This is a genomic window from Thiohalocapsa sp. ML1, from assembly GCF_001469165.1.
Classification (GTDB): Bacteria; Pseudomonadota; Gammaproteobacteria; order Chromatiales; family Chromatiaceae; genus Thiohalocapsa.
Genome location: NZ_JABX01000013.1, coordinates 21,404 through 40,412, shown reverse-complemented (window position 1 = coordinate 40,412; position 19,009 = coordinate 21,404). Strand labels below are relative to the sequence as shown.

Sequence of the window (19,009 nt, the reverse complement as noted above, 5' to 3'; positions counted from 1 at the left end):
GGGCACCGTCGCGATGGCGAGTCATGTTAGGGCGCCGGGCACTGGATTTCGAGGGCCGGACCGAAGGGGCCAGAGCCCGGCCGCTCAGGCCGCCGCCGCGGGGTGCACCAGGTAGTCCAGCACCAGCCCGACGAAGATGACCATGCCGAAGTAGTTGTTGTTCAGAAAGGCGACGAAGCAGGCCTTCGGGTCCTGGTCGCGGGTCAGCCATTGCTGGTACAAGGCGAGCCCCGCCGCCACGGCGAGCCCGCCGAAGTAGACCCAGCCGCGCCCGGCGGTAGCCCCGATCCACACCAGCATCGCCAGCATCAGCACCTGCAAGAGCCCGACGATGAGCCGGTCGTAGCGCCCGAACAGGATCGCCGTGGACTTGATGCCGATCTTAAGATCGTCGTCGCGGTCCACCATCGCGTACTGGGTGTCGTAGATCAGCGCCCAGAGCACCGTCGCCGCGAACAGCACCCAGGCATAGAGCGGGATCGCCTCGCCGATGGCCATGAAGGCCATGGGGATGGCCCAGCCGAAGGCCGCGCCGAGGAACAACTGCGGGAAGTGCGTCCAGCGCTTCATGAACGGGTAGATGGCCGCGAGCGACACCGCCACTACGGACAGCGCCACCGTCTGCCAGTTGAGCATCAGCACCAGCCCGAAGGCGACCAGCGACAGCACCACGAACACCCCCACAGCCTCCGCTGGCGAGATGATGCCCCGCGCGAGCGGGCGCGCGTTGGTCCGCGCCACGTGACCGTCGAAGTCCCGGTCCGCGTAGTCGTTGATCGCGCAGCCCGCCGAGCGCATCAGCACCACCCCGGCGACGAAGATCAGCACCACCTGCCACGGCGGATGCCCGTCCCCCGCCAGCCACAGCGCCCAAAGCGCCGGCCACATCAACAGAAAGATGCCGATGGGCTTGTTCAGCCGCACCAGGCGCACGTAGGCATCCAGCCGCTCGCGCCAGGACGGCGCGCGCGGCGTACCGAGCTTGATCTCCGGGAGGTTCATCTGGACGTGTCCGGGCTGGGCTTTGCGGGTGTCGGCGAGGGTTGCGGCGTCGCCGCTCCGCGCCCCGGCAGACTTGGGCTCACGCCGCGGCGGTCCACGGCGCCGACGAAAGGGCCGGGATTATTGCACAGGGCTGCGGTTGGGGCCGCTGGCGAGGCCGCCCGCGAGTGGTTGCGACGCATCAAGCGAGCGGCGCTGAACCAGCGGTTGACCGCAGATGGTCACCACGCGGTGCGTTGGCCCGATGCGGAAGGGCCAAGGGCCGAGGCCCAAGGACCGAGGGAGCCCGCCTCGGCCCTTGGCCCTCGGCGGTGCCCTAAAGGGTCGCCGTCACCCGATTGCTCATGTGATCCAGCGCCTGTTTGGCGCGGTGCTCCTCGTCGTGGTCGCGGGCGTGAACCACCACGGACCAGCGCCCCTTGCGCGCGGCGCGCTCCACCCGCGCGATCATCGGATCATGGTCGGGCCGCAACGAGAGCAGCCCACCCAAGAGCATGCCGAAGATGCCGCCGAAGAAGACGAACACCAGCAAGGTGTAGAAGGGGCTGGACGCGGCGGCCGCGACCCCGCTCAGCACCAGCACGGCGGCCAGGATCAGGCCCAGGCCCGCGCCCGCGGCGCCGAGCACCGCGTGGGTTCTGACCAAGGTCACCGCGATGCCGCGGGACTCCGGCTCCAGCTTGCGGCTGATGCGCCGATCATGGGGCTTAACCACCTCGACCTGCGCCTGGTTCAGCCCCAAGCCGCTCACCAGCTCGTCCGCCGCCCGGCGCGCCTGCTCGGCGTCGGCGAACACGGCACTGACCTTGGAGAGCGAGCGCTCTCCGAAAAGCGTTTCGACTGCCATTGCCTAACCTCCTCGGTGCTTGTTGTTTCGGTGCTTGTTGGTTCGGTGCTTGTTGGTTCGGTGCTTGTTGGTTCGGTGTTTGTTGGTTCGGTGTTTGTTGGTCATGACGACAGGTCATGAAGACTGCAAAGCACCTTTGCGCGTGCGTTGCTTGGACCGACAATCAACAGCGAAGCAAGAACAGGGCCGGCGCTGGGCATCACCGAGGCCCCCCGGCGACCTCTGGGCATGCGCGGGCGCGGCTGAGGCCGGCGGAGCGGAAGGGGAGCGGGATGGAAGGCTGACGGCGGTCAACTCTTCGGCAAAACCGAATCGTCGGCGGACTTTCCGATGCACCGCCGAGCCTTGAACCGCGCGACCCGCCGGTATGCTCTGACCTTGCCCACCAGCGGCACACCGGCAGAGCACCCGCCGCGCCGGCTTCCGAGCGCCCACCGGCGCATCCCCACCAGGCGGTTCCGGCCCTACCCGGCCGACCCACCGCCGTCGCCTGGAGCCGTATCACGATGACTACTTCCCCGCCCCGGCTACTTGACCTGCCGCTGCCCGTCGAGGCCATCGACCTGTTGACCAGTGCGCCCAGCGTGACCGTTGCTGAGTCCCACGCGGCGCTGCTCGAGCTCGCCGTCCGCGACGCCACCGACGGCGTGCAGGAGGTCGCCTACGAGGTTCCCGGCATGGGCCGGGTGCTGGAGGCCACCGTCTGCCGCAGCAAGAACGGCATCGTGGCGAACTACGCAGAGCCCTACATGCGCCGGCGCGACCCGGACTGCATGGTCATCGGCGACGACCGCCCGACGGACAAGCCCACCTATGGCGAGCGCTTCGGCGAGTCCTTCGACGACGTGCGCGCGGCGACCTTCGCATGGCTGCGCACGCAGCCGCTCGCGGTGTTCCCGTTCTACGCCGGACTGCCCAGCACCGGCACCCAGGCGCTCGTCATCGCACCGGACAACGCGGGCTTCTTCGCGCTCGGGCTCGCGCTGCTCCAGGGCATCGTGGCCGGCGCCGAGCTGCCGGACGACTTCTGCCCGAAGGCCGTCATCTACGTCGCGCCGCCCTTCCGCCATACCCACTTCGGCGGCAAGCAGGTGGTGGTGCACAACCGCCGCGACGGCCTGCACGAGCTGTTCAGCTACAACCTCTACCCCGGGCCAAGCGCCAAGAAGGGCGTCTACGGCATGTTGCTCAACATCGGCGAAGAAGAGCGCTGGGTCACCATGCACTGCTCCACCGTGCAGGTGGTGACGCCCTACGAGAACAAGGTCGTCATCTCCCACGAGGGCGCGAGCGGCGGCGGCAAGAGCGAAATGCTGGAGTACGTGCACCGCCAGCCGGACGGCACGCTGCTGATCGGCCGCAACCTCGTCAACGGCGAGACCCGCAGCCTGACGCTGCCCAAGGGCTGCGAGCTGCGCCCGGTCACCGACGACATGGCGCTGTGTCACCCGTCGCTGGAGCGGGGCAACGGCAAGCTGAGTCTGATGGACGCGGAAGAGGGCTGGTTTGTCCGCTGCAACCACATCGAGCGCTATGGCACCGACCCGCACATCGAGGCGCTGACCGTACATCCGCCGATGCCGCTGCTGTTCCTGAACATCGAGGGTCAGCCGGGCGCGACGACGCTGCTCTGGGAGCACATCCAGGACGCCCCCGGCCAGCCCTGCCCGAACCCGCGCGTCATCATCCCGCGCAGCATCATCCCGGGGGTCGTCCGCGGCGCCGTCGAGGTGGATGTGCGCAGCATGGGCGTGCGCACGCCGCCGTGCACCGCGGAGCGGCCGAGCTACGGCATCGTCGGCCTCTTCCACCTGCTGCCGCCGGCGCTCGCGTGGGTGTGGCGGCTGGTGGCCCCGCGCGGGCACGCCAACCCGAGCATCGTGGAAACCGAGGGCATGAGCGCCGAGGGCGTCGGCTCCTACTGGCCCTTCGCCACCGGGCGCATGGTGGACCACGCGAACCTGCTCCTGAACCAGATCCTCGAGACGCCGGAGGTCCGCTATGTGCTGATCCCGAACCAGCACATCGGCGCCTGGGAGGTCGGCTTCATGCCGCAGTGGATCACGCGCGAGTACCTGGCCCGCCGCGGCGGCGCCCGCTTCGCCGGCAACCGGCTGCGGCCGAGCCGCTGCCCGCTCCTGGGCTACACGCCCGGCAGCATCATGATGGAGGGCAGCACCATCGGGCACTGGTTCTTCGAGGTGGACAACCAGCCGGAGGTCGGCCGGGAGGCCTACGACCAGGGTGCAAAGCTACTGACGGACTTCTTCCGCAAGGAGCTTGCCGCCTTCCTGGTGCCGGACCTGCTGCCCACCGGGCGGCGCATCATCGAATGCTGCATGGAAGGCGGCGGGGTCGCGGACTACGGGCGGCTCCTTGACCTGCCCTTCCTGGAGCCGGACGACTAAGGGCTGCGGGCGTTGGAGCGCTTCGACGGCAGCCTGCACCTGTACCGGCATCGCCCGTTCGATGCCGTGCCCGCCGGCCTGCGGCGGCGGGTCTTCGGCGTCGATTACCTGCAGCTCCGCGGCCGCCAGTCCGGCGACCTGTACATCACGCGCCATGGCTGGCCGGCGCTTGAGTCCATTGTGCCGTCGCAGTGGTTCACCGGGGACCGGCTGAGCAAGGTCGGCCGCCAGCTCGCCGGCGCCACCGGCGCCGTGTACAGGGTGCCGGTGCCACACCGCGTCTGTCCGCGCTTCGCGCTGGTGGCCAAGTTCAGCCGCTTCGCACAGGACGCGCTGGTCGCGATGGGGCCGGACGCCGTCGCCGATTACGGCGAACGCGATCGCGTCGCCGCGCTCGAATTCCTCTCGCCCTTCGCCGAGGTCGCCCACCTGGAGCGGCTGCGGGCCGCGGCCGGCGCCCGCATACCCACCAAGGCCCCGCTCGCGATCTACTCGCCGGCCACCCGCTACCTGGACTGGGAGCTCGGCCGCAACGGCCACAGCCGCTGGCGCTACGACCGCGAGCTCGCCGGCGACCAGGCCACCCAGCCGGAAGGCGCGCGGGTGCGCTACGACTGGGAGCGGCTCTACATCCTGCTCTACCGCTGGATGGACGGCATGGACGCGGAGGCCGCGGAACAGCAGGGCTATGTGACGGAGGCGGAGCTCGCGGCCCTCACGCACGGCGCGCGGGACAACCTGCGCGCGCTCGGCTGGGACGTGCTCGACCACAAGCCCCGCCACATCATCGTGCGCGCCGCCGCCGAGCCGGGCCGGCTCGTGCACCGCGCCGGGCGGGTGCTCTGGGGGTTGGTGGACTATGAGCTGCTGGTGCCTTATGCGGAGACGGGCCGAGGGCCGAGGGCCGAGGGTGGCGCCCTCGGCCCTCGGCCCTTGGCGCTTCGTTGAGCTGCGGCCAACCAGCGCAGCCGTCTGCACGCCCCGACCCAGCAAACAGGCCGCGGCCGGTATCATCTGCACACCAACGGCAGCCGGAAGCAGGATGGCATGGAATTCTTCGCGACTACCAAACGCGCAACCACCGAGGCGGACCTTCAGCAGCGCCTCAGCATTGACACGCTCGCGGCGCATTGCGCATCGATCGATCGGGTACTGCACGCAGACGGCGACGACGGCGAGATCTGGTGCCTGTGGGGCCAGTTCCGGGTGCGGCGGGAGCCAATCCGCGGCGGCGTGCGCTTCACGCTGCCCGGCTGTCCCAACGCCCTGGCCTGGACGGTGACGGCGGGCACCGCGGCGCCCGCGCCGGTGGTGGTGCACTGCACCATCAACCGGGAGGAGCATGACCCGGACTTCATCGAGTCCATTCGCATGTTCGTAGACGATTGGCGGGAAGGCCTGGAGCGCACCACCGAAGCGACCCGCACTCCGGTGGAGACGCCGGTGCAGGCCTGATCCGGCGCCGGGCCAAGCGGCAAGCCCGGCTCTGCGCGCAGCCCTTGGCCCGGCGCTCGCGCCTGCGCTGACCGCCGCCGCGAACTGGCCGGGCGTCCGGCGCCCCCGGCCGGTGCGCCGTCAGCCATGCCTAGCGGACTCCCGTCCTTCCAGCTCCCGGCGCGCGGCCTCGCCGGCGGCTGTTGCCACCTGCTCCACCCGCTCGCGGGTGTCGCGCGCCTGCTCGCGCACGCCACCGTGGCCCCGGGCGCCGTGCTCGGCGCCACGGATGGTCTCGGCGGCCTTCTCGCCGGCATGGCGGGCGCGTTCCTTGATCTCATCAGGGTGCAGGCCCTGGCGATGCGCCTCGTCCGACGCGGCCGCTGCGGCCGCCTGCGCCGAGCGCGTGGCGGTGTCCGCGGCCGCGTGCGCCTTCTGCTTGGCACCGCGCATGAAGTCGTCGCTGACCTGCCCCAGCCACTTGTCCTCGAAGCGCGTGGAGGGCGCCCCGGCACCGAGCGCGGCACCAGCGGCGACGCCGAGTGCCACCAGCGACAGCGGATAGCGGTCGACAAACTCGCTCGTTTGCCGCACGGCCTCCCTGGCACCCTGCACCGCGACCCGCTTGGCCTGGTAGGCGCGGCGGCGGGCGTTGTCGCGGGCGCGGGCGACGCGCATGCGCGCCTCCTCGGTGGCGTCGTTCATGCGCTGGCGGGTGCGCTCGATGCGCGACTTGGCCTCGCCGCCGCCGGCGCGGGCCTGCTCGCGGAAGCGCTCGCCGACGTCGCCCTGGGTGTGGCGGGTGCCGGCACCCTCCGGCTGCATCGAATCGCTGCCCATCCAGGCCGCCGCCGCGGCGGGGCCGAGGTCATCGTAGAGTAGGCATTCCACCTCATCGTCGTAGAAGGGGTATTCCCGACGCAGGCAGAAGGCGTAGAGGTCGCTGATGGAGGTGTCGTCCGGCACCGGCGACTCATAGCCGCGCGCCGTCTCGTCGCCCGACTCCGACGCCGCGCCGGACGCCGCCCGCACACGGGCGCCGTCGTTGCTGCCGAGCATCAGCCAGCCCAGGCCCACGCCCACCAGCGCCAGCGGCAGCGGGTTGTGCTTGGCCGCACGGCCCAGGCTGTTGAAGTAGCTGCCGGGGCCGCCCTTGAGCTGCGCCATAAGGTGGTCCGCAATGTCCTGCAACGAGAACTTCTGCTCCAGCGCGGACAGGGTGCGGTCGATCTCCTGGCGATGGCGCTCGATGTCGTCGTGCAGCGCATCCGGGGCTTGCGACCAGCGCTCGCCGCCGTTGCCGCGCCGGGTCCCGTATCCACGCGCCGTCTCGGAGTCGCGCCGCGTGTCGTAGGTGTCGGTGTGCTCGCTGGACGTTCTCATGTGAGTCTCTCCTTCAGCATCTGGCGGTCGCGGCGGGTCTCGGCGATGGTCTCATCCGGCTTCATGGCGCTGCCGCTCAGCTTGCTGCGCCCGGCGGCGAGCAGCACGCCGCCGATGGCCAGCACGATGAGGCCGATGATCAGCGGCGAGAGCCAGAGCGGCGAGTCGTCCAGGACCGTGTAGAGCGCGAGCACGAAGGCATCGAGCAGGATGACCAGGCCCGCGATGAGCACGATGGCGCCGCCGACGATGGACATGATCCCGGTCTTGAGGCCGGCGATGTTGTCGGTGACCTCGCCCTTGGCGAGGGCCACCTCATCGCGCAGCAGCGCGGTGACCTCGTTGACGAAATGGCGCATCAGGCCGGGGATGGAGCGGTCGGTGTCCGGCCGCTCGACGGTGGTCGTAGGGTTGTTCATTCAGGTCCTCCGGTTCAGGCGTGGGCGCGATCGGTGGCCGCGCTGCCGGCGGGCCTGCTGGCCGCACCGGGGGCCGGCGCGCCGGGCCAGGCGGTGCCAAGGCCGGTGCCAAGGCCGGTGTCGCGATAGGGCTCGTGCTCCGTGCGGTGCTCATAGCCGCGCTCGTAGTCGCGCGCGGGCTCCTGCCGCTGCCAGCTCTCCTCGGGCGCCGAGCTCCTCAGAAAGCGCGCGAGCATGAAGCCCGCGAGCATGGCGCCGCTGAAGCCGAGCGTCGGCTCCTCGCGCACGTAGTCCTCGGCATCGCGCCAGGCCTCGTGCAGCGGCTTGTCGCGGACGCGGTCCGCGAGGCGGCCGGCGCCATCGGCGGCGGTGCGCCACCAGCTCGCCATGTCGCGATGGCCGTCGGATTCCAGCGCCTCGACCCCCGCGCGCAGCGCAGCGGCGACGGCGTCGATGTACTCGGCGGCGTTGAAGCGCTGCTGCCGGAGCTGGGCGTCGGCCTCCTGCTGCAGGGACTCCGCGCCCTTCTTGGCCTCGCCGCGGAGGTCCTCGCCGAGCCGCTTGGCCTCCTCCTTCGCGGACTGAGCGGCCTCGCGCGCGGCCTCGCGCGCGGCCTCGCGCGCGGCCTCGCGGACATCCTCGCGCAGCCGCTCGGTGCTGCTCTCGCCCGTGTTGGCTTGTGGATCGGCCCCGCTGTAGGGGCCCTTGGTGGGTTCCGTGGGGTTTGGCATCTGCTGTCTCCGCTCGTGACTGGACCGATCTGGTCCCCCTTCGCGAACCAAGAAGCGTGCCGGATCCTGGCGCACGCGGCTGAGCGGCCCGGGCGGCGGGTGGGCGGGAGCGGCTGCGCGCGGGAGCGGCGCACGCGCGGCGCGGGGCTTGCGGAGGCTGCCCTAGCGAACGCCGCGGCGCTTGCCGCGTCGGCCATCGGCAGGGTCAGTTCGTCGGCGAATACGCCGGTGGTGCCGTCCGTGGCCGTGCCATTACCACCAACCGCGGGGCATACGGCCGTCAGGATGTGCGCAGCCAAGGTGGAGCCCGATGCCATCGGTCCGACGGCGCGCACGATACGAGTGCAATCAAGAAATCTCCGCTCGCCCGTTTCCGATCTTGATCATGGAGCCATCGGAAAACGTCCAGGTGGGCGTAGCCTCCCCAGGGTCGAAGCGGTCGTCGGGCCGTTCGTAGGTCTCCCCTTTTTGCATCTGCGGATCGAAGTCGCTCCCCCAAGCGTCGTTGCAAATCACATCAAGGGCGTCACTGTCGATCATGTAATCCACCATGAGGAACTCCATGGCCGCGCTCTTCTCGAACTCCGGCTCACCCCAGGGGCCGGTGACACGGATCTCCGAAGGGCTGATGTGAATCTCGGAGAAATCGTCGTAAAACTTCCAGACCTCGGTATCGCCGACGGTTGTTGTCTCGCCGTTGTCCGGTCCGTCCCGCAGTCGGTCTCTTCTGATAGCCTTGAGCGCCAGGGCTTGGGCTTTGGTCATTGCGCATCTCCGCTGATGCCGCAGGCAAGATGCCTCGGCTCGCGCGGGAATGCGGTCAAGGCCAACCTTTCCAACCGCTCGCCTGGAAAATGCGACTAATTGTCGGTATTTCACCGACCCGCGAGGGCCGACTGCAGCCCAGCCGGCCTACCCAGAAGAGGGTGGCGCCGCCCGAGTACCCCGGATTCATCCGGCCCCGCGGCAGGGCGACCTCAGTCGCCCGTCTTCATTCGCCCGTCTTCGGTATGGGTCGCCCGACATCGGCAATCGCCGCCCCCCCGAGCTCACACCCGACCGTAATCCTCCCGGCCCCCCAGCCAGCGGTGGATCAGCGCCGTGATGCGCGCGGTGCCGGCGGGGGAGACGTCCTGCAGCATCCGGTCCGCGCCCCGCTGGGCGGCGAGCACCAGGTCCTTGTCCCGCAGCGGGTCCGCGAGCCGGAACGCCGCCATGCCGGCCTGGCGGGTGCCGAGCACCTCGCCGGCGCCGCGCATGCGCAGGTCCGCATCGGCGATGGCGAAGCCGCTGGTCTCGCGGCGCAGGATGTCGAGCCGCTCGCGGGCGGCGGCGGTGAGCGGTGCGTGGTACAGCAGCACGCAGTAGCTCTCCACCGAGCCGCGGCCGACCCGCCCGCGTAGCTGGTGGAGCTGTGCCAGCCCTAAGCGCTCCGGGTTCTCGATGATCATCAGGCTCGCGTTCGGCACGTCCACGCCCACCTCGATGACCGTGGTGGCCACCAGCAGGTCCAGCTCCCCGGCGGCAAAGGCGGCCATCACGGGCTCGCGCTCGGCGGCCTTGACGCGCCCGTGCACCAGACCGATGCGCAAGCCCTGGAGGCGCTCGCGCAGGTCTGCGGCCGTGTCGTCCGCGGCCTGCGCCTGCAGGGCCTCCGACTCTTCCACCAGGGTGCAGACCCAGTAGGCCTGGCGACCCGCGGCGCAGGCGCGGCGCACCCGCTCGATGACCTCGTCCCGGCGGCTGTCCGGCACCGCGACGGTGGTAATGGGCGTGCGTCCCGGCGGCAGCTCGTCGATCACGGACAGGTCCAGGTCCGCATAGACGGCCATGGCCAGCGAGCGCGGGATGGGTGTGGCGGTCATGATGAGCTGGTGCGGCAGCCGGCCCTCACCGGCGCCCTTCTCGCGCAGCGCCATGCGCTGGTGCACGCCGAAGCGGTGCTGCTCGTCGATGATGACCAACCCTAGACCCGCAAAGACCACGTCCTGCTGAAACAGCGCATGCGTGCCGACGATGACCGGCGCCGCGCCCGATGCCAGCCGCGCCAGCACCGCCGCGCGCTCGGCGCCCTTGTGACGGCCGGACAGCCAGGCGACCTCGATGCCGAGCGGCGCGAGCCAGCCGGACAGGCTCTTGCGGTGCTGCTCGGCGAGCAGCTCCGTCGGCGCCATCAGCGCCACCTGCCGGCCGCACTCCACGGCCTGCAAGGCCGCGAGCGCCCCGACCACGGTCTTGCCGGAGCCGACGTCGCCCTGCAGCAGTCGCATCATCGGCCGCGGGCGGCCGATGTCGCGCGCAATCTCGTCCACCACTCGCGCCTGGGCGCCCGTGAGCGCGAAGGGCAGGCTCGCGAGCAGCCGCCTGCGCAACGACGCATCGCCCGCTAAGGGCACGGCCGCCAGGTGCCGGCGCTGGTTGCGCAGCCGCCGCAGCGCGAGCTGGTGCGCGAGCATCTCGTCGAAGGCGAGGCGCAGGCACGCCGGGTGCGTGCGCTCCACCAGCGCCGTCACCGGCGCCTCCGCCGGCGGGCGGTGCACGGTGCGGATGGCCTCATGCAGCGGCGGCAGGCCCAGCGGCGCGGCGACGGCGGCCGGCACCAGGTCCGCGAGCGCGGCAGGATGGGCCGTCAGCAACGCCAGTGCCTGGTCCGTGAGCCCGCGCCAGGTGATCTGCTGCATGCCCTCCGTGGACGGGTAGATGGGCGTCAGCGGCGCATCCACGGCGACACCCTGCCCAATCGCCCCGGGCTCGTCCGCGATCTGGTACTGCACCTCCGGGTGAATCATCTCCAGCGTCTGCGGGCCCTGGCGCACCTCGCCGAAGCAGCGCAGGCGCTGGCCCACGCGCATGCCCTCCATCTGCGCCCGCGAGAAGTGAAAGAACCGCAGCATCAGCCCGCCGCCCGTGTCGTCCTGAAGCCAGACCTTGAGCGAGCGGCGCCGGCCTTGGGCGATGGCGGCATCGGTGACGACGCCCTCCACCAGCGCCTCGTCGCCGTCGCGCAGCTCGCGCAGCGGGCGCAGCCGGGAGCGGTCCTGGTAGCGGGCGGGCAGGTGGAAGAGCAGGTCCGCGACGCTCGCGATGCCGAGCTTGTCGAGCCGTTCGGCGAGCTTAGGTCCGACCCGCTTGAGGCCGGTGATGGGGATCTGATCCAATCCAGGCTCATCCGCCGCCGGCGCGCCTGTCGCAGCAGGTGCGCCATCGCCGGCGTGCTTATCGGAGGGCGACGGGGTCATGCAGACGATTCAACGGGAGCTCGCGATCACGACGCGGGGCCGCGGCACGATGAACATTACGGCGCAGGTGGATGAAGCAGTCCGCACCAGCGGCATTCGCACCGGACTCTGCCATGTCTTCGTGCAGCACACCAGCGCCTCGCTGATGCTGTGCGAGAACGCGGACCCGACGGTGCGCCGCGATGTCGAGGCCTTCCTCGCGCGGCTGGTGCCGGACGGCGACCCGCTGTTTCGGCACACCGCAGAGGGGCCGGACGACATGCCCTCGCACATCCGCGCCATCCTGACCAAGATGGACCTGTCGCTGCCCATCAGCGCCGGGCGGCTCGCGCTCGGCACCTGGCAGGGCGTGTTCCTGTACGAGCATCGCACCGACGGCCAGCGCCGCCGCGTGGTGGTGACGATTCAGGGCAAGACGTAGCGTTGAAGAAGGGGCGAGGGCCGAGGGCCGAGGGCCGAGGGGCGCTCCTTGGCCCTTGGCCCTCGGCCGATCTGCGCGCATTTGGCGCCGTCAAGGCGTTTAGGCTGCCCGGCCGCCCCCGCGGCGCGCCCGCAGCGCCTCGGCGAGCTGGTGCACGGTCATCGCGTAGTAGGTGCTGTTGTTGTACTTCGTGATGGTCTGGAAGTTGTCGAAGCCGAACCAGTACTCGTAGCCGCCCGCGGCGTCGAGCTGCAGCAGGCTGACCCGCTTGTCGGCGGACAACGACACGGGCGCGCGATAGCCCATGGCCTGGAGCCGGCTCACCGGATAGCTGCTGCGAAAGCCCGTCTCCAGCGCGCCCGGCGAGGCGGAGCTGACGCGCGTTGTCACGGGCTCGCCGGTCTTCCAGCCGTGCTGCTTGAAGTAATGCGCGACGCTGCCGATGGCGTCCACGCGGTTCCAGAGGTCGCGACGACCGTTGCCGTCGAAGTCCACCGCGTAGGCGAGATAGCTCGACGGCATGAACTGCCCGTAGCCCATGGCGCCGGCGAAGGAGCCGACAGGCTGGAAGGGGTCCATGCCCTCCTGCCGGGCCATGATGAGGTAGTTCTGCAGCTCGCCAGTAAAGTATTCGGCCCGGCGGGGATAGTCGAAGGCGAGGGTCGCCAGCGCATCGATGATGCGGTGCTTGCCCATGTAGCCGCCCCACTTGGTCTCGATGCCGATGATGGCGACGATGTACTCGGGCGGCACGCCGTATTGCTTCGAGGCCCGCTCCAGCTCCGCCGCGTGCTGGTTCCAGAAGGCCGTGCCCTTGGCCAGCATGTCCGATGTAATGTGACGGGCGCGGTAGCGCGTCCAGGCGCCATTGGGGCCGGAGGACGGGCGCCACTGGCGATTCATGTACTCGATGATCCAGTCATCCGGCCGCACGCGGGAGAACACGCTCACCAGCTCCGCGCGCGTGTAGCCCTTGGCTTGCATGTGGTCGATGAAGGTCTCTACGTCGGCCCGCCCGGCATAGGGGCCGGTCGTGAGCCGTGGCGTGGTGGAAAACTTGACGGGTTTGAGCGCCGAGGCGGAGGCGCTGGCAAGCGTCGCCTCCGGCGCGTGCTTGGCGGGATTCGAGCCGCAGCCGGCGAGCGGCAGCAGCAGAACTAGGGCGGCGACGGCGAGCGGCGGACGGCGCATTGAAAACTCCCTCAAGTTTAGAGCTTATGTCGTTGACCCCGCGCGATGTTAGCCCGATTACGCGGCGCTGTCCCGGGGGCTTGGGGGGCGCCGGCTGACAGTGCGGCCGTTGGGCAGCCCAACGTGGGCCAGACTCGACGAGGCTCCAGACTGGCCAGGCGCGTCGAAATCGAAATCGGGATCGAAAGCGAAATCGAACCGAGTACCAACCGATCCCGATCCCGATCCCGATCCCGATCCCGATCCCGATCCCGATCCCGATCCCGATCCCGATCCCGATAGCGTTAGCGTTAGCGATCCCGATAGCGTTAGCGATCCCGATAGCGATTTCGATAGCGATGAGCACGACTCGTCGGTCTGAGGCGAAGCCTCGTTAGATGGCTTGACGGCGCCACCTGAACGAAGGCCCAAGGCCGGGGGCCAAGGGCCAAGGGAGCCCTCCTCGGTCTTCGGCACTCGGCCCTTTGCTTCAGACGCTTCTGCTGCAGACGCTTCTGCTTCAGACGCTTCGTGCCCTGGTCGGTCCTGGGCTCTTGGAGTCCCCAGTCGGCCGCGGCCAGTCGTCGCTGGCACCGGCGAAGCGCTCGGCGCTATAGCGGCTGATGCGGTTGTAGGTTTCGACCAGCAGCGGCACCAGCTCGCTTGCCCGCCGCAGCGCACCGGCAAACTCCTCCGGGTCGCGCATATACTCGTGCACGAGCCGGTTGCGCAGGTTCCGCGCCTCCACCCAGTCCGCCACCGAGCAGAGGAGTCCGAGCTTTTCCATGCGGTTCAGGTTGTCGAGCGCGGCGCCGGGCCGCTCCAGCAACTGCCGGCGGAGCTCGGGGATTAGCTTGTCGCCGAGGTTGTCCTGCAGCCGGCCGAAGCGCGCGACGAAGGCATCCACGCGCTCGGCGAGCTCGGGGGTCGCATCGAGCGCCCGCACCCACTCTGCGTCGACCTCGTCGCGAAAGAGCCGCTCCGTCGTGCCGAGCAGGTGCAGCGCCTCGCGCCTCGCCGTATCCACCAAGAACTTAAGCCGGGTTGGGTCGAGCGGCGCATTCACAGCAACAGGCCCTCGGCCCTGGCCCGCGCATGGATCGGCTGCGGTGCGCTGGTCGGGTCCACCAGCACCACGTCGATGCGCTGGTCGCCGAGCCGGATCTGGCACAGGGCCGCGAGCCGGCTCGCCGTGGCGGCGCGATTCTCAAGCGGCCGGTCTGCCTCCACAAACAGGTCGATGTCGCCGCCGCGCGCCCTGTCGTCGGTGCGCGACCCGAACAGCCGCACCTGCGCGGACGGCCCGAGCTCCGCGCGGACGATGTCGCGGATCACGGCGGCCTGCTCGGCGGAGAGGCGCATCGGCGTTGTGCTCCGGCGCCCGCCGCGTTCAGCCGCCGAGCACCATCACCGCGTCCATCTCCACCTGCGCGCCCTTCGGCAGGCTTGCGACGCCGACGGCGGCGCGGGCCGGATAGGGCTCGCTGAAGTACTCGGCCATGAGCTGGTTCACGAGCGGAAAGTGCGCGAGGTCAGTCAGGAAGATGTTGAGCTTGGCGACATCGGCCAGCTCGCCGCCAGCGGCGCGAGCGACAGCCCGGAGATTATCGAACACGCGGCGGATCTGGTGCTCCATGTCGCCCTCGACCATGTCCATGGTCGCCGGGTCCAGCGGGATCTGGCCGGACAGGTACACCGTGTCGCCGACGCGCACCGCCTGCGAATAGGTGCCGATGGCCTCCGGCGCCTGATCCGTGTGGATGATCTGCTTGGTCATGCTTGGTTGTCTCCCGTTGGATTGCTTGACGGCGCCAAACGCTTGCAGATGAGTCAAGTTTCACCACGACTCCGTGCATGCGTGGAAAAGGGCCGAGGGCCGAGGGCGCCATCCTTTGGCCTTGGCCCTTGGCCCTTGGCCCTTGGCCCTTTGCCCTTTGGTTCACTTGCGCCAACGAGCGGGCGGCGCAAGACGACGCTCCGTGCCCTTGTTGGTCTGAGGCCTCGCCTCGCTAGTGTTGATCCGCGGCGGACAATAGGCAGTCCACCCGCGGCGGTCAACGCCGCTTGCGGCGCGTCAGCCGAACAGCCGCCGCCACCAGCGCCGCCGCCCCTTCGGCGCCGGCTGCGCCGCGGGCAGGTCCACGGGCCTTAGCTTGCTCATGATCCAGCCCGGCAGCGGCGGGCTATCGCTGAAGCCGCAGACGACGCCTAAGTTGTTCGGGTCGTAGATCTTCACGAAGCCGGGCGCCGCGCGATCATCGGCGTAGACGATGCCGCAGTAGTCCTCATCGTGCTCGCGGCGGAGCAGCGCGTCGATCTCCTCGATGAATCGCTCCACCTGCTCGCCGCTCGCCGGCTCCGCCGGTGGCGGCTCGCCGACGGCGTAGAGGTACCAGCCGCCGTTGGCGTCGGCCCGCAGCACCTCCCACAGCGCATCCAGGTGATGCCAGCGCAGCGCCGACGTGAAGCTGCCGCGGAAGGCGTGCAAAAAGTCGTCCGCGGCACTCGCGCCCGTGGCCTCGACTGCCGGGGCTGCCGGCTTCAACGTTGGCGACATGATCGGATCTCCATACGAAGGCATTGCGCGACGAAGGCATTGTGCGGGCCGACACGGGCGGGCAGCGCCGCGGCGCGCTGCTATAGTCGCAAGTGTCCCGGGCCGCGGGCAATTCGGCGCGCCGCGCCTGCCCTTACCAGACACCGCTAGCAGGCACCGCCGGTTGCCCCGCGCTCGCCGCTTCCCCCCACCTTCTGCACAGGACACGGCTTACAACCATGACCGCCGAGCGTATGGCCCTCTTTCAGTCGGACTTGAAGCACCTACCGCTCATCAACCGCGGCAAGGTGCGCGACATCTACGGCATCGACGATGCGCACATGCTCATCGTCACCACCGACCGGCTCTCCGCCTTCGACGTGGTGCTACCGCAGGCGATCCCGGGCAAGGGCGAGGTGCTGACCCGGGTGTCCAACTTCTGGTTTGCGCGCACGGCGGGTCTGGTGCCAAACCACCTGGCCGACCTCCCGCTCGCCGAGGTCGTGCCGGACACGGACGAGCGCCGTGCCCTCGGCGAGCGCGCCATCGTGGTGCGCAAGATGCGGCCGCTGCCGGTGGAGGCCATCGTGCGCGGCTACCTCATCGGCTCCGGCTGGAAGGACTACCAGCGCACCGGCGCCGTCTGCGACATCCCGCTGCCGGCCGGGCTGCGCCAGGCGGATCGGCTGCCGGAGCCCATCTACACCCCATCCACCAAGGCCGCCGTCGGCGAGCATGACGAGAACGTGAGCTTCCGCCACACCGCCGACCTCATCGGCAAGGATCTCGCGGGGCAGATCCGGGACGTGACCCTCGGCATCTACCGCGACGCCGCCGCCTACGCCCTGACCCGCGGCATCATCATCGCCGACACCAAGCTTGAGTTCGGCCTCGACGACGCCGGGCGCCTCATCCTCATCGACGAGGTCCTGACGCCGGACTCGTCGCGCTTCTGGCCCGCCGACCAATACCAGCCTGGCACCAGCCCGCCCAGCTTCGACAAGCAATTCGTCCGCGACTACCTGGAAACGCTCGACTGGGACAAGACCGCACCCGGCCCGAAGCTGCCGCCCGAGATCATCGCCAAGACGGCGGAAAAATACGCCGAGGCAGAGCGGCGGTTGGTGGGCGGCGGCGTGGCAGGTAGCAGCATCGACGACCCGGCACGGAGAACGCACCCGTGAGCGAGCCAAAGAGTCTCTCCGGCAAGATTGCCCACCTGAAGCATCTTCTGGTGAGCGCCGAAACGCTGTCCGATCCGATGGACTATTTCTTCGACGTCGTGTCGGCGGACCCGGGCTTCACGGCCAAGGGCAAGCCGCTGAAAGACAAGAATATCGAGCTGCGGTTCCGCAGTGTCATCGAGATCCTGCAGCGGCAAATCGCGCCGGAATCGACACTCCAGCCGCAGCGCCTCGCCTCCGTGTGGCTCAAACAGTTCGCCTTCGCCCATGGCGGCTTCGCGGTCGGCAACCGCTTGGGCGCGGCCTTCTATTTCCGGGATCTCGACATGGGCCTCTGCGCCCTGGCGCCGCTGACCGGCTCGACGGAAGTCATGTTCGCACGCTTCTCGGTCTATGCGGATGTCGACCCCTCCAAGAGCTTCCATATCGACCGCAGCCGCCGCCGGCATTGAGCTTGCGGGCAAGCTGGCTGTGATCATCACAGGGACCATTCCCTCGCTTCCCCTGCTGGCCTAAGGAGACACCAATTGATTGGGCACCTGATTGGGCATCCTGCCCAAGCATCGCACGGAGCCGGAAGACGCGGTCTCCCGGCCCCTGCATTATCAGTGCCTTAACGGCAGTGATCATGGCCGGGCAGGATGCCCGGCGGCGTTGTTGCGCGCTCTGTCTTCCCACGCGGCGCGTGGAAACGTGCGCAGATCAAGAACAAGCGGCCTTACTGACCATCGCGATAGCGTTCCGCCTCCGCCACGGGGGCACGGCGGCACGGCGGCACGGCGGCACGGGGGCACGGCGGCACGGTCCGAGTCTTCGGCCACCTCGACCAGCTCGGCGAACCAAGCCTGCGCAGCGTCGTCATCACCGGCCGCCTCGGCGGCACGCGCGGCGCCGAGCAGCGTATTGAAGCGGCCCGGCCACACCTGGTCCGACGCCTCGTACGCCGCGAGCGCCTTGGCCGGCCGGCCCAGTTCCAGCAGCAGATCGCCCAGGGCCTCGCAGGGCGGCAGCAACGGGCCCGGCGTCACCGGGTGCTTCTCGACGCTGTCCTCGACCTCGGCCGCCTCGCGGATGAGCGCGACCGCGCCATCGGTCCGCTCCCGCGCCTGCGCGATCCAGCCGGCGAGGATCAGCCGATCGATCTCGATGTAGGTCGCAAAGGCGTCCTCCCCGGCCGCCTTCGCATCGGCGCGCAACGCCACGAGCCGCGCTTCCGCCTCCTGCGCGCCCTCGAGGTCGTGGGTGTGCATCGCCCCAGGCCGCGCGCGAGCCAGGTCAGGCCCTCGGCCCACTGCGCCCGCCAAGTAGGCCTTCCTTCCGGGCGTTAGTTCGGACAGCAAAGCACCGGTCATGCCGACCCTGCCGGGCGCGTGCCCTGCCCCAGCGCGCATGACGACAGCGGCAAATGAGCCGGGTCCGGCGCATATCGCCCTTGGGCTCAAATCGAGGCGCAGCGTGAGTGTGACCGGAGCGCCTGTTTACTCGCCGTCATCGCCACTCGACGTCTGCGCTGCGACGGCCGGTCAGCGGGAGCCGCAGACCGACGAGGGCAGCGTGGGCACGGTTGCGCAACTCGCGACGCTATTCGCCTGGTACGCCGTCTGCAGGCCCTTGATGCATTCGCAGCAGAACGCCTGCGCAGGGGCAGCAACGAATTTCCGGAGAGATCTCATGCACATTCGCAGAACCGATCCCGTCCGCGCCCTAGTCCGCACCCTATTCGTCCTGGTGTCCGCCGCGACGGCCCTTGTCGCAGCAGCGCCTTGGCCGGCACTGGCAGACGATGGCAAGGCCTTCACCCACACGCCTGACTCGACCGACCTCGAATGGACCCCATGCCCGGCATTTATGCCTGAGAACTGCGGGATTGCGGTTCTCCAGGGTGACCCGACGAAACACAACGCCGACGTCCTGTTCCGCCTGCCGAGCAACACCACGGCGCCTCACCATTGGCATACCAGTGCCGAACGCATGGTGCTCATCAGCGGCAAGATGCAGGTCGACTACGACGGCCAGGAACCGGTCGTGCTCCAGCCTGGCACCTACGCCTACGGGCCGGCCCGGCTGCCGCACACGAGCCTCTGCCTATCGGACGAGGACTGCATCCTGTTCATTGCCTTTGAAGAGCCCGTCGACGCTTACGCCGCCGAGGGTTCCTAGCCCGCGTGGCGCGAGCAGGTGAAGCGCATCCCGCCGAGGGTCGGTCGTGAGACTCCGGCCAGTGGTGCGCCTGCG

Annotated in this window: 21 protein-coding genes; 8 read left to right on the top strand and 13 right to left on the bottom strand. The window is 69.6% G+C overall.

All coding sequences use genetic code 11. From position 1 onward, the window contains the following. Window positions 1-84 precede the first annotated feature (84 nt). The gene (gene ubiA, locus ML01_RS10340; RefSeq protein ID WP_058555323.1) at window positions 85-1,002 is read right to left on the bottom strand and encodes a 4-hydroxybenzoate octaprenyltransferase; all 918 of its coding nucleotides are present in this window, start codon (window positions 1,000-1,002) and stop codon (window positions 85-87) included. 316 nt (window positions 1,003-1,318) lie between these two features. Next, the gene (locus tag ML01_RS10335; RefSeq protein WP_058555322.1) at window positions 1,319-1,849 is read right to left on the bottom strand and encodes a hypothetical protein; all 531 of its coding nucleotides are present in this window, start codon (window positions 1,847-1,849) and stop codon (window positions 1,319-1,321) included. Window positions 1,850-2,355: 506 nt separating this feature from the next. Here ML01_RS10335 and ML01_RS10330 point away from each other — a divergent pair. The 3 genes from ML01_RS10330 to ML01_RS10320 all read left to right on the top strand — a co-directional run bounded on the left by ML01_RS10330 (window position 2,356) and on the right by ML01_RS10320 (window position 5,712). Next, entirely contained in the window at window positions 2,356-4,257 is a 1,902-nt protein-coding gene (locus ML01_RS10330; protein ID WP_058555321.1) for a DUF4914 family protein, read from the top strand. A 12-nt stretch (window positions 4,258-4,269) separates the two neighbouring features. After that, on the top strand, window positions 4,270-5,205 hold the full coding sequence (locus ML01_RS10325) for a hypothetical protein (RefSeq protein WP_058555320.1): 936 nt from the start codon (window positions 4,270-4,272) through the stop codon (window positions 5,203-5,205). A gap of 99 nt (window positions 5,206-5,304) precedes the next feature. Beyond that, on the top strand, window positions 5,305-5,712 hold the full coding sequence (locus ML01_RS10320; protein ID WP_058555319.1) for a hypothetical protein: 408 nt from the start codon (window positions 5,305-5,307) through the stop codon (window positions 5,710-5,712). 120 nt (window positions 5,713-5,832) lie between these two features. On the opposite strand, the gene ML01_RS10315 is transcribed toward ML01_RS10320, so the two are convergent. The 5 genes from ML01_RS10315 to recG form a co-directional block, all read right to left on the bottom strand. Beyond that, a complete protein-coding gene (locus ML01_RS10315) occupies window positions 5,833-7,074 on the bottom strand; it encodes a DUF3618 domain-containing protein (protein WP_058555318.1) in 1,242 nt (413 codons plus the stop codon). Beyond that, a complete protein-coding gene (locus ML01_RS10310) occupies window positions 7,071-7,493 on the bottom strand; it encodes a phage holin family protein (protein ID WP_058555317.1) in 423 nt (140 codons plus the stop codon). The genes ML01_RS10315 and ML01_RS10310 overlap by 4 nt, the downstream gene beginning before the upstream one ends. Window positions 7,494-7,507: 14 nt before the next feature. After that, a complete protein-coding gene (locus ML01_RS10305; protein WP_058555316.1) occupies window positions 7,508-8,224 on the bottom strand; it encodes a hypothetical protein in 717 nt (238 codons plus the stop codon). Between the two features lie 348 nt (window positions 8,225-8,572). Continuing rightward, entirely contained in the window at window positions 8,573-8,989 is a 417-nt protein-coding gene (locus tag ML01_RS10300) for a hypothetical protein (RefSeq protein WP_058555315.1), read from the bottom strand. 284 nt (window positions 8,990-9,273) lie between these two features. Continuing rightward, window positions 9,274-11,463: an ATP-dependent DNA helicase RecG gene (recG, locus tag ML01_RS10295; RefSeq protein WP_082674143.1), complete on the bottom strand. Its 2,190-nt coding sequence runs from the start codon at window positions 11,461-11,463 to the stop codon at window positions 9,274-9,276. On the opposite strand from recG, the gene ML01_RS10290 reads away from it, so the two are divergent. Next, window positions 11,462-11,884, top strand: coding sequence for a secondary thiamine-phosphate synthase enzyme YjbQ (locus tag ML01_RS10290; protein ID WP_058555313.1), 423 nt, complete (start codon window positions 11,462-11,464; stop codon window positions 11,882-11,884). The genes recG and ML01_RS10290 overlap by 2 nt on opposite strands. A 99-nt stretch (window positions 11,885-11,983) precedes the next feature. Here ML01_RS10290 and mltB read toward each other — a convergent pair whose 3' ends face one another. After that, window positions 11,984-13,075, bottom strand: coding sequence for a lytic murein transglycosylase B (mltB, locus tag ML01_RS10285; RefSeq protein WP_058555312.1), 1,092 nt, complete (start codon window positions 13,073-13,075; stop codon window positions 11,984-11,986). Between the two features lie 109 nt (window positions 13,076-13,184). Between mltB and ML01_RS29915 the strand changes: the two genes are divergently transcribed. Continuing rightward, window positions 13,185-13,436 (top strand): hypothetical protein, encoded by a 252-nt coding sequence (locus ML01_RS29915; RefSeq protein WP_173865165.1) that lies wholly within the window; start codon window positions 13,185-13,187, stop codon window positions 13,434-13,436. Between the two features lie 138 nt (window positions 13,437-13,574). Here ML01_RS29915 and ML01_RS10280 read toward each other — a convergent pair whose 3' ends face one another. The 4 genes from ML01_RS10280 to ML01_RS10265 form a co-directional block, all read right to left on the bottom strand. After that, window positions 13,575-14,120, bottom strand: a complete 546-nt coding sequence (locus ML01_RS10280; RefSeq protein ID WP_254045208.1) for a hypothetical protein — start codon at window positions 14,118-14,120, stop codon at window positions 13,575-13,577. After that, a complete protein-coding gene (locus ML01_RS10275; RefSeq protein WP_058555311.1) occupies window positions 14,117-14,416 on the bottom strand; it encodes a nucleotidyltransferase domain-containing protein in 300 nt (99 codons plus the stop codon). Before ML01_RS10275 ends, ML01_RS10280 begins: the two co-directional genes overlap by 4 nt. Before the next feature lie 28 nt (window positions 14,417-14,444). Continuing rightward, a complete protein-coding gene (locus tag ML01_RS10270) occupies window positions 14,445-14,831 on the bottom strand; it encodes a RidA family protein (protein WP_058555310.1) in 387 nt (128 codons plus the stop codon). A gap of 297 nt (window positions 14,832-15,128) precedes the next feature. Then, entirely contained in the window at window positions 15,129-15,611 is a 483-nt protein-coding gene (locus ML01_RS10265) for a hypothetical protein (RefSeq protein WP_254045207.1), read from the bottom strand. Window positions 15,612-15,829: 218 nt separating this feature from the next. Here ML01_RS10265 and ML01_RS10260 point away from each other — a divergent pair, with 218 nt between their 5' ends. Both ML01_RS10260 and ML01_RS10255 read left to right on the top strand, forming a co-directional pair. After that, window positions 15,830-16,774: a phosphoribosylaminoimidazolesuccinocarboxamide synthase gene (locus ML01_RS10260; protein ID WP_058555309.1), complete on the top strand. Its 945-nt coding sequence runs from the start codon at window positions 15,830-15,832 to the stop codon at window positions 16,772-16,774. Continuing rightward, a complete protein-coding gene (locus ML01_RS10255) occupies window positions 16,771-17,226 on the top strand; it encodes a hypothetical protein (protein WP_058555308.1) in 456 nt (151 codons plus the stop codon). Before ML01_RS10260 ends, ML01_RS10255 begins: the two co-directional genes overlap by 4 nt. A gap of 174 nt (window positions 17,227-17,400) precedes the next feature. Here the strand turns inward: ML01_RS10255 and ML01_RS10250 are convergent, their stop codons facing one another. After that, window positions 17,401-18,024, bottom strand: coding sequence for a tetratricopeptide repeat protein (locus ML01_RS10250; protein WP_058555307.1), 624 nt, complete (start codon window positions 18,022-18,024; stop codon window positions 17,401-17,403). Between the two features lie 421 nt (window positions 18,025-18,445). Here ML01_RS10250 and ML01_RS10245 point away from each other — a divergent pair, with 421 nt between their 5' ends. After that, the gene (locus ML01_RS10245; RefSeq protein WP_058555397.1) at window positions 18,446-18,934 is read left to right on the top strand and encodes a cupin domain-containing protein; all 489 of its coding nucleotides are present in this window, start codon (window positions 18,446-18,448) and stop codon (window positions 18,932-18,934) included. Window positions 18,935-19,009 lie beyond the last annotated feature (75 nt).

What these genes read in the sequence shown, in the direction of transcription:
- ubiA (WP_058555323.1), bottom strand. Translation starts at nt 1,002, where the DNA reads ATGAACCTCCCGGAGATCAAGCTCGGTACGCCGCGCGCGCCGTCCTGG.
- ML01_RS10335 (WP_058555322.1), bottom strand. Translation starts at nt 1,849, where the DNA reads ATGGCAGTCGAAACGCTTTTCGGAGAGCGCTCGCTCTCCAAGGTCAGT.
- ML01_RS10330 (WP_058555321.1), top strand. Translation starts at nt 2,356, where the DNA reads ATGACTACTTCCCCGCCCCGGCTACTTGACCTGCCGCTGCCCGTCGAG.
- ML01_RS10320 (WP_058555319.1), top strand. Translation starts at nt 5,305, where the DNA reads ATGGAATTCTTCGCGACTACCAAACGCGCAACCACCGAGGCGGACCTT.
- ML01_RS10315 (WP_058555318.1), bottom strand. Translation starts at nt 7,074, where the DNA reads ATGAGAACGTCCAGCGAGCACACCGACACCTACGACACGCGGCGCGAC.
- ML01_RS10310 (WP_058555317.1), bottom strand. Translation starts at nt 7,493, where the DNA reads ATGAACAACCCTACGACCACCGTCGAGCGGCCGGACACCGACCGCTCC.
- ML01_RS10305 (WP_058555316.1), bottom strand. Translation starts at nt 8,224, where the DNA reads ATGCCAAACCCCACGGAACCCACCAAGGGCCCCTACAGCGGGGCCGAT.
- ML01_RS10300 (WP_058555315.1), bottom strand. Translation starts at nt 8,989, where the DNA reads ATGACCAAAGCCCAAGCCCTGGCGCTCAAGGCTATCAGAAGAGACCGA.
- ML01_RS10290 (WP_058555313.1), top strand. Translation starts at nt 11,462, where the DNA reads ATGCAGACGATTCAACGGGAGCTCGCGATCACGACGCGGGGCCGCGGC.
- recG (WP_082674143.1), bottom strand. Translation starts at nt 11,463, where the DNA reads ATGACCCCGTCGCCCTCCGATAAGCACGCCGGCGATGGCGCACCTGCT.
- mltB (WP_058555312.1), bottom strand. Translation starts at nt 13,075, where the DNA reads ATGCGCCGTCCGCCGCTCGCCGTCGCCGCCCTAGTTCTGCTGCTGCCG.
- ML01_RS10275 (WP_058555311.1), bottom strand. Translation starts at nt 14,416, where the DNA reads ATGCGCCTCTCCGCCGAGCAGGCCGCCGTGATCCGCGACATCGTCCGC.
- ML01_RS10270 (WP_058555310.1), bottom strand. Translation starts at nt 14,831, where the DNA reads ATGACCAAGCAGATCATCCACACGGATCAGGCGCCGGAGGCCATCGGC.
- ML01_RS10265 (WP_254045207.1), bottom strand. Translation starts at nt 15,611, where the DNA reads ATGTCGCCAACGTTGAAGCCGGCAGCCCCGGCAGTCGAGGCCACGGGC.
- ML01_RS10260 (WP_058555309.1), top strand. Translation starts at nt 15,830, where the DNA reads ATGACCGCCGAGCGTATGGCCCTCTTTCAGTCGGACTTGAAGCACCTA.
- ML01_RS10250 (WP_058555307.1), bottom strand. Translation starts at nt 18,024, where the DNA reads ATGCACACCCACGACCTCGAGGGCGCGCAGGAGGCGGAAGCGCGGCTC.
- ML01_RS10245 (WP_058555397.1), top strand. Translation starts at nt 18,446, where the DNA reads ATGCACATTCGCAGAACCGATCCCGTCCGCGCCCTAGTCCGCACCCTA.